12 protein-coding genes are annotated in these 12,676 nt (G+C 70.9%); 6 read left to right on the forward strand and 6 right to left on the reverse strand.

Features of this window, described 5'->3' with window-relative positions:
* Nucleotides 1–6 precede the first annotated feature (6 nt).
* Nucleotides 7–717: a FadR/GntR family transcriptional regulator gene (locus CKY28_RS08890; RefSeq protein WP_095997985.1), complete on the forward strand. Its 711-nt coding sequence runs from the start codon at nucleotides 7–9 to the stop codon at nucleotides 715–717.
* Between the two features lie 20 nt (nucleotides 718–737).
* Here CKY28_RS08890 and CKY28_RS08895 read toward each other — a convergent pair whose 3' ends face one another.
* The gene (locus CKY28_RS08895; RefSeq protein ID WP_095997986.1) at nucleotides 738–2,540 is read right to left on the reverse strand and encodes an IlvD/Edd family dehydratase; all 1,803 of its coding nucleotides are present in this window, start codon (nucleotides 2,538–2,540) and stop codon (nucleotides 738–740) included.
* A gap of 107 nt (nucleotides 2,541–2,647) precedes the next feature.
* Between CKY28_RS08895 and CKY28_RS08900 the strand changes: the two genes are divergently transcribed.
* Nucleotides 2,648–3,964, forward strand: coding sequence for a sugar MFS transporter (locus CKY28_RS08900; RefSeq protein ID WP_095997987.1), 1,317 nt, complete (start codon nucleotides 2,648–2,650; stop codon nucleotides 3,962–3,964).
* A gap of 6 nt (nucleotides 3,965–3,970) precedes the next feature.
* On the opposite strand, the gene CKY28_RS08905 is transcribed toward CKY28_RS08900, so the two are convergent.
* The 5 genes from CKY28_RS08905 to CKY28_RS08925 are packed head-to-tail and all read right to left on the reverse strand — an operon-like array spanning nucleotide 3,971 to nucleotide 8,516.
* Entirely contained in the window at nucleotides 3,971–4,678 is a 708-nt protein-coding gene (locus CKY28_RS08905) for a 3-keto-disaccharide hydrolase (protein ID WP_095997988.1), read from the reverse strand.
* Nucleotides 4,675–5,028 (reverse strand): c-type cytochrome, encoded by a 354-nt coding sequence (locus CKY28_RS08910; protein WP_095997989.1) that lies wholly within the window; start codon nucleotides 5,026–5,028, stop codon nucleotides 4,675–4,677. Before CKY28_RS08910 ends, CKY28_RS08905 begins: the two co-directional genes overlap by 4 nt.
* Complete coding sequence (locus CKY28_RS08915) at nucleotides 5,018–6,301, reverse strand: MFS transporter (RefSeq protein ID WP_095997990.1); 1,284 nt, start codon at nucleotides 6,299–6,301, stop codon at nucleotides 5,018–5,020. Before CKY28_RS08915 ends, CKY28_RS08910 begins: the two co-directional genes overlap by 11 nt.
* Nucleotides 6,298–7,359: a sugar phosphate isomerase/epimerase family protein gene (locus tag CKY28_RS08920; RefSeq protein WP_095997991.1), complete on the reverse strand. Its 1,062-nt coding sequence runs from the start codon at nucleotides 7,357–7,359 to the stop codon at nucleotides 6,298–6,300. Before CKY28_RS08920 ends, CKY28_RS08915 begins: the two co-directional genes overlap by 4 nt.
* A complete protein-coding gene (locus CKY28_RS08925; RefSeq protein WP_217989575.1) occupies nucleotides 7,356–8,516 on the reverse strand; it encodes a Gfo/Idh/MocA family protein in 1,161 nt (386 codons plus the stop codon). The genes CKY28_RS08920 and CKY28_RS08925 overlap by 4 nt, the downstream gene beginning before the upstream one ends.
* A 105-nt stretch (nucleotides 8,517–8,621) precedes the next feature.
* On the opposite strand from CKY28_RS08925, the gene CKY28_RS08930 reads away from it, so the two are divergent.
* From CKY28_RS08930 to CKY28_RS08945, 4 genes are read left to right on the forward strand one after another with little or no spacing between them, the layout of a single operon-like run.
* Nucleotides 8,622–9,521, forward strand: coding sequence for a hydroxypyruvate isomerase family protein (locus tag CKY28_RS08930; RefSeq protein WP_095997993.1), 900 nt, complete (start codon nucleotides 8,622–8,624; stop codon nucleotides 9,519–9,521).
* Between the two features lie 16 nt (nucleotides 9,522–9,537).
* A complete protein-coding gene (locus CKY28_RS08935) occupies nucleotides 9,538–10,104 on the forward strand; it encodes a gluconate 2-dehydrogenase subunit 3 family protein (RefSeq protein WP_095997994.1) in 567 nt (188 codons plus the stop codon).
* Nucleotides 10,101–10,943, forward strand: coding sequence for a sugar phosphate isomerase/epimerase family protein (locus tag CKY28_RS08940; RefSeq protein WP_245841738.1), 843 nt, complete (start codon nucleotides 10,101–10,103; stop codon nucleotides 10,941–10,943). The genes CKY28_RS08935 and CKY28_RS08940 overlap by 4 nt, the downstream gene beginning before the upstream one ends.
* Before the next feature lie 10 nt (nucleotides 10,944–10,953).
* Nucleotides 10,954–12,630: a GMC oxidoreductase gene (locus tag CKY28_RS08945; RefSeq protein ID WP_095997995.1), complete on the forward strand. Its 1,677-nt coding sequence runs from the start codon at nucleotides 10,954–10,956 to the stop codon at nucleotides 12,628–12,630.
* Nucleotides 12,631–12,676: the final 46 nt, after the last annotated feature.

Here is a 12,676-nt window from a genome sequence, read left to right on the forward strand (position 1 = left end):
GGGCGCGTGGCGCGTTCGGACAAGCCGCCCGCGGGCAAGCGGATCCACGGCTCCATCGCCGAGGATCTGGGCGTCGCCATCGTGACGGGCCGCTACCAACCCGGCGACGTGCTGTCGGGCGAGGTCGAGTTCTCCGAACGGCTCCGGGTGTCGCGCACCGCGTACCGCGAGGCGGTCCGCATCCTCGCCGCCAAGGGACTCCTTGAGAGCCGGCCCAAGACGGGCACGCGGATCACGGAGCGGAGCCGCTGGAATTTGCTCGACCCCGACGTGCTCGCCTGGACCTTCACCGCCGAGCCGAGCCGCGATTTCATCCGCGACCTGTTCGAGCTGCGCATGGTGGTCGAACCCGCCGCCGCCGAGCTCGCCGCCGAACGGCGCACGGGGCGCGACCTCGCCCGCATGGGCCACGCGCTGGGCGACATGGAGCGCTACGGCCTGGCGACGGAGGAGGGCCGCGCCGCCGACCGCATGTTCCACCACGCCATCCTGGAGGCGACGGGCAATGCGGCGCTGACGACGCTGTCGAGCTCGATCGGCGCGGCGATCAGCTGGACCACGCGCTTCAAGCAGCGCAAGCGCAAGCTGCCGCGCGATCCCATCCCCGACCACCGCGCCATCTACGACGCCATCGCCGACGGCGACCGCGCCGCCGCCCGCGCCGCGATGACCGAGCTCGTCAGGCTGGCGCTGATCGACACGGAGCTGGCGCTGTAAGAGCGAAGCGCCCTTGAAGCTCAGTGATTGTCCCGCGGCAGCCCGGCTTCCTGCGCCAGCCGCTGGAACTGCTCCGCCCCCTCCAGGATCGCCCCCGTCTCCAGCTGCCCGACCAGCGAGCGCTGGATCGCCTGCCAGGGCGTCTGCGACTTGGGGTAGCGATAGCCGCCCGCCTCGGCGAGCGCGCGGCGGCGCTCGGCCAGCTCCTCGTCGGAAATGAGCACGTCCGCCGTGCCGCGCTTCAGGTCGATGCGCACCCGGTCGCCCGTGCGGATCAGCGCCAGGCCGCCCATCGCCGCGGCTTCCGGCGACGCGTTCAGGATCGACGGCGAGCCGCTGGTGCCCGACTGACGGCCGTCGCCGATGCAGGGCAGCGCGTGCACGCCCTCGCGGATCAGATAGGCGGGCGGGCGCATGTTCACGACCTCCGCCGCGCCCGGATAGCCGATCGGCCCCGCGCCGCGCATGAACATCAGCGTTTCCGGCGTGATGTCGAGCGACGGGTCGTCGATGCGCGCGTGGTAGTCCTCCGGCCCGTCGAAGACGACCGCCGGTCCCTCGAAGGCGTCCGGGTCGTCCGGGTTGCAGAGATAGCGTTCGCGGAACTCCGCGGAGATCACGCTGGTCTTCATGATCGCCGAGTCGAACAGGTTGCCGCGGAGCACGATGAACCCGGCCTCCTCCTTTAACGGCTCGGCGAAGGGCCGGATCACGCGCTCGTCCTCGATCACGGCGTTCCGGCAATTGTCGCCGATCGTGCGGCCGTTGACGGTCAGCGCGTCCTCGCGGATCAGCCCCTGGCGCATCAGCTCGGCGACGACCGCCGGCACCCCGCCCGCGCGGTAATAGTCCTCGCCCAGATACTCGCCCGCGGGCTGGAGGTTGACGAGCAGCGGCACATGGTGGCCGTGGCGCTGCCAGTCGTCGATCGACAGCTCGGCGCCGACGTGGCGCGCGATCGCGGCCAGGTGGATGGGCGCGTTGGTGGAGCCGCCGATCGCGCTGTTCACCACGATCGCGTTCAGGAACGCGTCGCGCGTCAGGATGTCGGACGGCTTCAGGTCCTCGTGCACCATCTTGACGATGCGGCGGCCCGTCTCATAGGCGACCTGCTGCCGGTCGCGGTACGGCGCGGGGATCGCGGCGGAGCCGGGCAGCGACATGCCCAAGGCTTCGGTCAGCGAGTTCATCGTCGTCGCCGTGCCCATGGTGTTGCAATAGCCGGTCGACGGCGCGGAGCTCGCCACCAGCTTGATGAAGCCCAGCTCGTCGATCTCGCCCGTCGCCAGCAGCTCGCGCGCGCGCCACACGATCGTGCCCGACCCCGTCCGCTCGCCCTTGTGCCAGCCGTTGAGCATGGGGCCGACCGAGAGTGCTACCGCGGGGATGTTCACCGTCGCCGCCGCCATGAGGCAGGCGGGCGTCACCTTGTCGCAGCCGATCGTCAGCACCACGCCGTCGAGCGGATAGCCGTAGAGCACCTCCACCAGCCCCAAATAGGCGAGGTTGCGGTCGAGCCCCGCGGTGGGGCGCTTGCCCGTCTCCTGGATGGGGTGGACGGGGAACTCGAACGGGATGCCGCCGGCTTCGCGGATGCCCTCGCGCACGCGCTCGGCGAGCACCAGGTGGTGGCGGTTGCAGGGGCTGAGGTCGGAGCCGGTCTGGGCGATGCCGATGATCGGCTTGCCGGAGCGCAGCTCTTCGAGCGACAGCCCGAAGTTGAGGTAGCGCTCCAGGTAGAGCGCGGTCATGTCGACATTGTCCGGATTGTCGAACCAGGCGCGCGAACGGAGCTTGCCTGGCGCCTTCGTCTTCTCGATCATCGTTCCATCCCCGGGCGCGGCGTTGACGCGCCAGGGACCGGCATATAGTCAGACAAAAAGCAGGGCACAACGCCGATCTCGGGCGCAGCGACGGGGAGGGGAGACATATGGCCGGACCGATCGGGACCGCCCCAGCCGACGGGACGCGTCCCGCCGCGTCCGGCTCCAATTACGGCCCCGCGCTGACGCTGCTCGCCAGCCTCTTCTTCATGTGGGGCTTCATCACCGTCATTAACGGGACGCTGCTGCCGCATCTCCGGAGCGTGTTCGACCTCAACTACACGCAGACGACGCTGATCGAGAGCGTGTGGTTCATCGCCTATTTCTTCGCCTCCATCCCGTCCGCCAAGCTGATCGAGCGGATCGGCTATCAGAAGTCGATGGTGGTCGGCCTGCTCGTCATGGCCGCGGGCGCGCTGGGCATGGTACCTGCGGCGCGCATCCCGTCCTTCGAGGTGACGCTCACCGCGCTGTTCGTGATCGCCAGCGGCATCACGCTGCTCCAGGTCGCGGCCAATCCTTACGTCGCGGTCGTTGGCCCGCCCGAGACCGCGTCGTCGCGGCTCAACTTGGTGCAGGCGTTCAACTCGCTCGGCACCACGCTGGCGCCGCTGTTCGGCGGCTACCTGATCCTCGGGCGTACCGCGGGCGGCACGGCGGAGGCAGGGCGCGTGTTGACCCCGGCCGAGCGGCTGGCGGACGCGCAATCGGTGATCCTGCCCTATCTGATCGTAGCCGCGGTGCTGGTCGGGCTCGCGGTCGTGATCGCGCGCTTCCCGCTGCCCGCCATGGGCCAGGCGACCAGCCGGGTCGCGCGCGAGGAGCGCAAGCGCCACTCGCTCTGGAGGCACCGCAACCTGGTGTTCGGCGTCCCCGCCATCTTCATCTACCTCATCGCGGAAATCGGGGTGGGCAATTTGTTCGTGAACTTCGTCAGCCAGCCCGACATCGGCAACCTCACCAACCAGCAGGCGTCCAACTACCTGTTCCTGCTCTGGGGCGGGATGATGGTTGGTCGCTTCGTCGGCAGCGCGCTCATGCAGAAGATTCCCGCGGAAACGGTGCTCGCCGCCTTCTCGGTGGGCGCGTTCGTCGTGATGCTGGCCACGGTGTTCACCACCGGCCCGGTGGCCATGTGGTCGCTGATCCTGGTCGGGCTCTTCCACTCCATCATGTTCCCGACCATCTTCACCCTCGGCATCCGCGGCTTGGGCCCGCTCACCGAAGAAGGGTCGGGCCTGCTCATCATGGCGATCGCGGGCGGCGCGCTGGTGGTGGTGCAGGGCTGGCTCGCCGACCGCTACGGCCTGCAACCGTCGTTCCTGCTGACCGCCGCGTGCGAGCTCTACATCCTGTTTTACGCGCTCTGGGGCGCGAAGCCGACGCGCGCGCTGCCCGACGTACAGGCGGTCCCGCAGAACTGAGCTGCGTCAGCGCAGCCGGCGCGCCCAGATGTTGCGGTACTCGATCAGGTCGCCATGGTCCTGGAGCGTGATCGGCAGCGCGGCGGCGTGCGGCTTGTACTCCGGCTTGCCGATATAGACCGTCGGCCCGGCGAGCTCGGCGTCATGCTGCACCAGCACGCCGTTGTGGAACACGGTGACGCGCGCCGGTCGCACGAGCCGGTCGCCGTCGAAACGCGGCGCGCGGAACACGATGTCGTAGCTCTGCCAGCTGCCGGGCGGGCGCGACGCGTTCACGAGAGGGGCGTGCTGCTTGTAGAGCGAGGCCGCCTGCCCGTTCACGTACGTCTTGGCCCGATACGAATCGAGCACCTGCACCTCGTACAGCCCCATCAGGAACACGCCGCTGTTGCTGCGCGCCTGGCCTTCCTTGTCCGAAGTGGGCGTGCGCCATTCGACGTGGAGCTGCACGTCGCCGAACCGCTCCCTCGAGGCGATGTCGCCCGTCTTGGGCGTCACGCGCATCGCACCGTTCTGGACGGTCCACTTGGCCGGGCCGCCGTCGGCGCCGACCCAGCCGGCGAGCGAGCGGCCGTCGAACAGTACCACGGCGTCGGACGGCGGGCGGCCCTCCGGCGCCTCCACGGCGGGGGGCACGGGCGACCAGCGCTCCGTGTCCTCCGGCTTCATGCCCGCCTGCACAAGCATGAGCAGCGGGGCCGTGAGCAGCATCATTTCAGGCCCGCCAGATAGTCGGCGATGGCGGCGGCGGCCTGCGGCTTCTGCGCGGGCCAGGCCATCTTGTTGCCGGGAACGGTGCCCTTGGGGTTGGTGAGGAAGGCGATCAGCGTCGCGCGGTCCCAGGTCTTGCCGTACTTGGCGAGCGCGGGCGAGTATTTGTAGTTGGGCAGCGACCCCGCGCGGCGGCCGACGACGCCGTGCAGGCCGGGGCCGACGCCCGGCCGTTTGTCGGGGGTGATCGAGTGGCACGCCACGCAGCCGCCGAACTGGGGCGGGCGGGACTGGGCGGCGGCGGGGCTCGCCACGGCGAGGGCCAGGGCGGCGGCGAACAGGCTACGCAACATCGACGGCACTCCTATCGGGGTGGGATACGCGGCGGCGCTCGGCGAGCCAGATCGCGGCGAACACCACCAAGAGCACGAGCGGGATCAGCGCCACCGCCTGGAACGATTGGGTGGCGGCGGCGACGTCGGCCGTGCGCTCGTCCGCGCCGCCGGTCAGCGCCTCCGTCCGCGCTCGGTCGTAGATCGCGCCGAGGCGGGGCAGGACGAGGCTGATCGCCAGCGCGCCCGCCGTGCCCATCAGCCCGACGAAGAAGGTGCCGCCGCGCGGGTAGCGCTCCGACACGGCGGCGATCATGGTGGGCCACATGAAGCACACGCCGGCGCCCCAGAGCGTGGCTGCGACCATGGCGGTCACCGGGCTGTCGGCGCGCGACAGCGCGAACAGCCCGACGGCGGCGAGCGCGGACGAGACCCAGAGCAGCCCCACCGCCGACAGGCGATGCGCGAGCGGGCCGGCGAAGTGGCGCGCGACGAACATGAGCGCGCTGACATAGACGAGGAGCAGGATGCCGCGCATGCCGACCACGCGGCTCAGCGCCAGGTCGACCCACTGGCCGGGCGCGAGCTCGGTCGCGGCGGTCATGAACATGGTCGCGACCCAGACGAGGAAGGTGGGCCGGCGCGCGACTTCGCGCAGCATGTCCGCGAAGGGAACGCCCGCCTGCGCGTGCTCGGTGGCGGGGAAGGGCTCGCGCCACGCCATCGCGCCGAACACGAGCGCGGGAAGCGCGATCACCGCGATCGCCAGCTCCCAGGGCAGCGCCGCGGCGGTGATGGCGAGGCCGCTTAAGCCGCCCGCGATGATGCCCGCCGGCCACCAGGCGTGGAGGATGTTCATGCGCCCCGTCTTGTCGGCGGGGTAGAGCGCCATGACGAGCGGGTTGATCGTCGCCTCCGTAAAGCCCCAGCCGACGCCCTGCAGGCCCATGCCGCTCCAGAGCACCGGGTAGCGTAGGTCCGGCCCGACGGTCGCGGAGGCGAGCGTCAGCGCGGTGCCCGCGACAAAGGCGAGCGCCGCGAAGGTGAGGCCGCGGCGCATGGTGAGGAAGTCGAGGAAGGTGCTCGCCAGGAAGAGCGTGAGCGCGAATCCTAAGAAGCTCGCGCCCAGTGCGGAGGCGGCGAGCGTCGCGGCCTCGAGCGGTGCTACGGGGTCGAGCAGCTCCGCCTTGACCGACGACGCCGTCGCCGCGCGAAGCGACGCGGCGAGCCCGGCGGTGAACAGCGCCAGCGCGGAGACGACGAATAGGCGCCCCGGTCGGATGGTGCGCGTCATGGGCGGTCCTCCTGCTGGTCCAGGCCGAGAAGCCGGCGGTTGAGTCCGGGATCGCTGCCCGCGGCGAAGTCGTCGAAGGCGCGTTCCGGCCGGCGGATCATGTGGCGGCGGATGAAGGGCGCGCCCTCGCGTGCGCCGTCCTCCGGGTGCTTGAGGCAGCACTCCCATTCGAGCACCGCCCAGCCCCGGTAGCCGTACTGCGTCAGCTTGGAGAAGATGCCGCGGAAGTCGACCTGCCCGTCGCCCAGCGAGCGGAAGCGGCCGGGGCGGTCGATCCAGTCCTGATAGCCGCCATAGACGCCCGAACGCCCTGTCGGGTTGAGCTCCGCGTCCTTGACGTGGAACATGCGGATGCGCTCGTGATAGATGTCGATGAACCGGAGATAGTCGAGCGCCTGCAGCACGTAATGGCTGGGGTCGTAGAGGATGTTGGCGCGAGGGTGGCCGCCGACCTCCTGGAGAAAACGCTCGAACGTCACGCCGTCGTGCAGGTCCTCGCCGGGGTGGATCTCGTAACAGAGGTCGACGCCCGCCTCGTCGAACGCGTCCAGGATCGGCCGCCAGCGGCGTCCGAGCTCGGCGAAGCTCTCCTCGATCAGCCCCGCCGGGCGCTGCGGCCAGGGATAGACGAAGGGCCACATCAGCGCGCCGGAGAAGGTGGCGTGCGCGTCCAGCCCCAGGCGACGGCTCGCCCGGGCGGCGTGGCGCAGCTGTTCCTCCGCCCATTCACGCCGCGCGTCGGGGCGGCCGCGCACCTCCGGCGGCGCGAAGCCGTCGAACGCGGCGTCATAGGCCGGGTGGACGGCGACGAGCTGGCCCTGGAGGTGCGTCGACAGCTCGGTGATCTCGACGCCGGCCTCCGCGCAGACGCCCTTGATCTCGTCGCAGTAGTCCTGGCTCTCGGCCGCACGGGCCAAGTCGATGCAGCGCGGGTCCCAGGTCGGGATCTGCACGCCGACATAACCCGCCTCCGCCATCCAGCGCGCCGCGGACGCCAGCGTATCGAACGGCGCCGCGTCGCCCATGAACTGCGCCAGGAAGACGCCCGGTCCCTTCATCCCGCCACCTCCGTCCAGCGTCCGCCCGCCCCGCTGCTCGCCACCACCGCCTCCAGGAACGCCATGCTCGCCACGCCCAGCTCGATGCCTGGCGGGGCGGGGGCGTGAGGATCGCGGATGCGCGCGGCCGTGTCGGCGTAGATGTTGGCGAACGCCTCCAGATAGCCTTCCGGGTGGCCGGGCGGCGTGCGCGTGTAGCGCCGCGCCGCGTCCGACAGGCTGGCCATGCCCGCGATCACGCGCTCGGTCGGGCGGTCGGGCCAGCCGAACCATAGCTCGTTCGGGTTCTCTTGGCGCCAGGTGAGCGAGCCGCGCTCGCCGTAGACGCGGATCGACAGGCCGTTCGCCTCGCCCACGCAGACCTGGCTCGCGGTCACCGTGCCGCGTCCGCCGCCCGCCAGCCGGAACAGCGCCGCGCCGTCGTCGTCGAGCCTGCGGCCGGGGACATGCGTGACGAGCTCGGCCGCGACCTCGACGATCGGTTCGCCGGTGATGAACCGGACGAGGCTCTGCGCGTGCACGCCGATATCGGCGAAGCAGCCGCTAATGCCTGCGCGCGCCGGGTCGGTCCGCCACGCCGCCTGCGCGTTGCCGCCCAGCTCCTCAGGCCGCGAGAGCCAGCCCTGCAGATACTCGACCACCACGCGCCGGATCGGGCCGAGCGCCCCGGCCGCCACGCGCGCGCGCGCCTCCTGCACGAGCGGGTAGCCGAGATAGGTATAGGTGAGCGCGTAGGTCCGCCCGGTCCGCGCCACGCGCCCGGCCAGGTCCCGCGCTTGGCCAAGCGACAGGGTGGGCGGCTTGTCGCAGACGACGTGGAACCCCGCCTCCAGCGCGCGGACCGCGGCGTCGTAGTGGAGGTGGTTGGGGGTGACGATCGCGACGAGCTCGACGCGCTCGTCCGGCGGCAGCGCCGATTCCGCGGCGACGAGCGCGTCCAGGTCGCCGTGCACGCGCTCCGCCGCCAGGCCGAGCGTGCGGCCCGCCTCGCGCGAGCGCTCGGGGTCGGAGGAGAACACGCCGCCCACCAGCTCCAGCCGGCTCGCGATGGCGGCGGCGAGGCGGTGGACGGGTCCGATGAACGCGCCCGCGCCCCCGCCCAGCATCGCCAGACGGACCGGCCGCTCCCGCTCGGCTCCTCCCCCTTCATTTCTCATACAAACCACTTGCTATGTTTCGTCCGCCGGGTTGTAAAGCGTCGAGCGGGTCGGCGGTCGCGGCGGGATGGCGCGGGGTCGGACGACCCGGGGGAGGGTGGCTGGATGAGGCTGACGCGGCGCGCGGTGCTGGGAGCGGCGGGAGCCGCCGGCGTCGCGGCGTGCGGCGCGGCGCAGCAGGCGCGCACCTTCTCGCTCAACTATGCGCCGCACCAGGGCAGCTTCGCGAGCCGCGGCGCGTCGGTGCTCGACCAGATCGCCTACGCCGCGGACCAGGGCTTCCGCGCCTGGGAGGACAACGAAGCGCGCAAGCGGCCCGTAGCGGAGCAGGAGGCGATGGCGCGGCTGCTCGCGCGGCGCGGCATGACGATGGGCGTGTTCGTGGCCAGTATGCCGCAATGGGGCGAGCGGCGGCCCGTGCTGGGCGGCCGGGACGACGCCGACCGCGACGCGTTCCTCGCCGACATCCGGTCGGCCGTCGAGGTGGCGAAGCGGCTGAACGCCCGTTGGACGACGATCGTACCCGGCTTCATGGACGGCCGCGTGCCCGAGCCCATCCAGACGGCGCGCGTGACGGAGGCGATGCGCCGCGCGGCGGACATCATGGAGCCGCACGGGATCGTGATGGTGATGGAGCCGCTGAACACGCTGACCGACCATCCGGGCGTGTTCCTGCGCACGGTCGCGCAGGGCTATGCGATCGCCAAGGCGGTGGGGAGCCCGTCGGTCAAGGTGCTGGCCGACGTCTATCACGAGCAGATCCAGGCGGGTAACCTCCTCAGGACGCTGGAAGCCGCCTGGGACGAGATCGCCTATCTGCAATTCGGCGACAATCCGGGCCGCAAGGAGCCGGGCACGGGCGAGATCAACTACGGCGCGGTCGTTCGCTGGCTCAAGGGCCGCGGGTACAAGGGCGTGATCGGCATGGAGCACGGCAACTCGGTCGCCGGGCCGGCCGGGGAGGCCCGGCTGGTCGCGGCTTACAGGGAGATCGACCGGGCATGACGGCGGGAGAGGAAGGATGATAGATCGGCGTGACGCGCTGAAGGGCGTCGCCGCGATGTTCGGGGCCAATCTGTTCGCGCCGATCGGGCGCGCGCTGGCGCAGACCGCGCCCGCCGCGGCCGGCGCGATGGAGGCGCCGTCCGCGCCCGTGTTCGCGGGTCCGCAGCGCGCGTTGGTGACCGCCTTATCCGAGCGGATCATCCCCACGACCGACACGCCGGGCGCGATCGCCGCGGGCGTGCCGGCCTATATCGAGAAGCTGCTCGCCGACTGGGCGCTGCCGGGCGAGAAGACGCCGATCCTGGCGGGGCTCGACGCGCTGGACGCGCGCTCGCGCGCCGACTTCCGGGTCGCGGCGGCGCAGGCCAGCCCTGCGCAACAGGACGCGCTGCTCACGCTGTCGATGAACGACCAGGTGCCAGGCGCGGGCGCCAAGTTCTTCGAAGCGCTGCGGCAGCTGGTGATCACCGGCTACTACACCTCGGAAATCGGCATCACGCAGGAGCGCGTCTACGTACCGGTGCCCGGCCGCTACGACGGCGCGCACCCATACGCCGAGGTCAATCGGGTCTATTCGGGATGACGACGCATATGATCACCAGGCGGGGGGTGTTGGCGGGCGCGGCCGCGTGCGCGGCGGGCGCCGCTCTCGCGCAAGGGGCCAAGAAGCGCCTCGGGCGTGTCGGGCTCCAGCTCTACACGCTGCGCGAACCCTTCGCGAAGGACCCGCTCGGCACGCTCGAGCGGGTGGCCGGGATCGGCTATCGCGAGGTTGAGTTCGGCGGCGGCGGGTACGAGGCGATGGATCACGCCCGCCTGCGCGCGCGGATGGACAAGGTCGGGCTGACCGCGCCGTCGATCCATGTCGGCTACGAGGCCATGGCGACCGCGCCCGACCGTGCGGTGGCCATGGCGCGGACGCTGGGCGCGCGCACGCTGGTCGTCCCCTATATGGACGCGGCGCTGCGCACGCCCGCGCGCTGGCCGGGCGTCGTGGCGGACCTCAACCGCTTCGGCGCGTACGCGGCCAAGGCGGGGCTGGGCTTCGCCTACCACAACCACGATTTCGAGTTCACGGAGCGCGTGGGCGAGCGCAGCCTGTTCGACGTGCTGCTCGGCGAGCGCGACCCGGCGGTCGTCAAGATCGAGCTCGACCTGTACTGGGCGGTGCACGCGGGGCAGGACCCGATCGCGCTCATCCGGCGGCTGCCGGGGCAGATCTTCGCCTACCACGTCAAGGACCGCCGGCCCGACGGCTCGATGACGAGCGTGGGCGCGGGCGCTATCGACTTCGCGGGCATCTTCGCGCTCAACGACACGGCCGGCGTGCGGCACTTCTTCGTCGAGAACGACCGCGCGCCCGCACCCTTCTTCCCCGACGTGCGCGCGAGCTTCGACCACCTGCGCGCCTTGCGCTTCTAGGACCCGAGACATGGCAACCACGGACAGGTTCGACGCGATCGTGATCGGCTCCGGCGTCAGCGGCGGCTGGGCGGCCAAGGAGCTGACGGAAAAGGGCTTGAAGGTGCTCATGCTCGACCGCGGCGTTATGGTCGAGCACGGCGAGTACGCGCACGAGGGCAAGTCGGACGCCGAGATCCCGAGCCGCGACATCATGCCGCAGCGGCTGGTCGAGAGCGACTATTTCATCGGCAAGCACGGCTATGTCTCGCCCGCCAAAATCCAGCACCACAACAACGACCGGCTGGACCCCTATGCGTACGACGAGGGCAGCAAATTCTACTGGATCCGTCCCGGCGCGGTCGGCGGCAAGTCGCTGATCTGGGGGCGGTGGAGCTTCCGCTGGAGCCCGGAGGACTTCGAGGCCAACAAGCGCGAGAACGTCGCGCTCGACTGGCCGATCCGCTACGACGACCTCGCGCCCTGGTACTCGTACGTCGAGAAATATGCGGGCGTGTCGGGCTCGCGCGAGAACCTGTCCTATCTGCCCGACAGCGAGTTCCAGCCGCCCATGCCGATGAACGCGCCGGAGAAGTGGGTCAAGGCGAACCTCGAAAAGGCGTTTCCCGGGCGCAAGCTCATCAACGCGCGGCTGTCGAACCTGACGGAGGACAAGCCGGAGCAGGGCCGCACCAAATGCCAGATGCGCAACCAGTGCGGGCGCGGCTGCTCGTTCGGCGCCTATTTCTCGACCCAGGCGGTGACGCTTCCCGCCGCGCGCGCGACGGGGCGGCTGACGCTCCGGTCGGACGCGGTGGTGACCGGGCTCGACTATGATCCGGCGAAGAAGCGCGTGACCGCCGTCCGCGTGGTGGACGCGAAGACGGGTGCGGCGGAGACGATCCCGGCCCGGCTCGTCTTCCTGTGCGCGTCGGCGATCGCGTCGCTGCAGATCCTCATGAACTCGCGCCGGCCCGATGGCCGCAGCTGGTTCGACGGCAGCGGCACGCTCGGCCGCTACGTCATGGACCATATCCACCGCACCCACGCCTATGGCGAGGTGCCGGGCTTCACCGACATCGTCGAATATGGCCGCCGGCCGGGCGGCGTGTACGTGCCGCGCTTCCGCAACTTCGGCGGCGACGACGGGTCGGGTTTCGTGCGCGGCTACGGCTATCAGGGGAGCGCGTACCGCCCGGTGGCGTTGCCGGAAGGGTTCGGCGCGTCGATGAAGCACGGGATGCGCCGCTACGGACCCTGGCGCTTCGGCATGGGCGCGTTCGGCGAGTGCCTGCCCTACGAGGACAACCGCGTGTCGCTGCACCCGACCAAGAAGGACCGGTTCGGCGTGCCGTTGATGGTGTTCAACGTCACCTTCCGCGAGAACGAGCTCAAGATGATGCGCGACGCGCGCGAGCAGGGCGAGGCGATGCTGCGCGCGGCAGGGCTGGTGAACGTCGGCAGCGACGAGAAGGAGCACGTGCCCGGCGACGGCATCCACGAGATGGGCGGCGCGCGCATGGGCGCCGACCCGCGCCGGTCGGTGGTCAACAAATGGAGCCAGGCGCACGACGCGCCCAACCTGTTCGTCACCGACGGCGCGCAGATGACGTCAGCGTCGTGCGTGAACCCGTCGTTGACCTTCATGGCGTTCACCGCGCGCGCGGCGGATCAGGCGGTGAAGCAGGTCAAGGCGGGCGTGATTTGAAAACCGGACCGCGCGGGCGCGATGGACAGCCCGGCCCGCCGCCGCC

Source organism: Sphingomonas lenta (assembly GCF_002288825.1).
Lineage (GTDB): Bacteria > Pseudomonadota > Alphaproteobacteria > Sphingomonadales > Sphingomonadaceae > Sphingomonas > Sphingomonas lenta.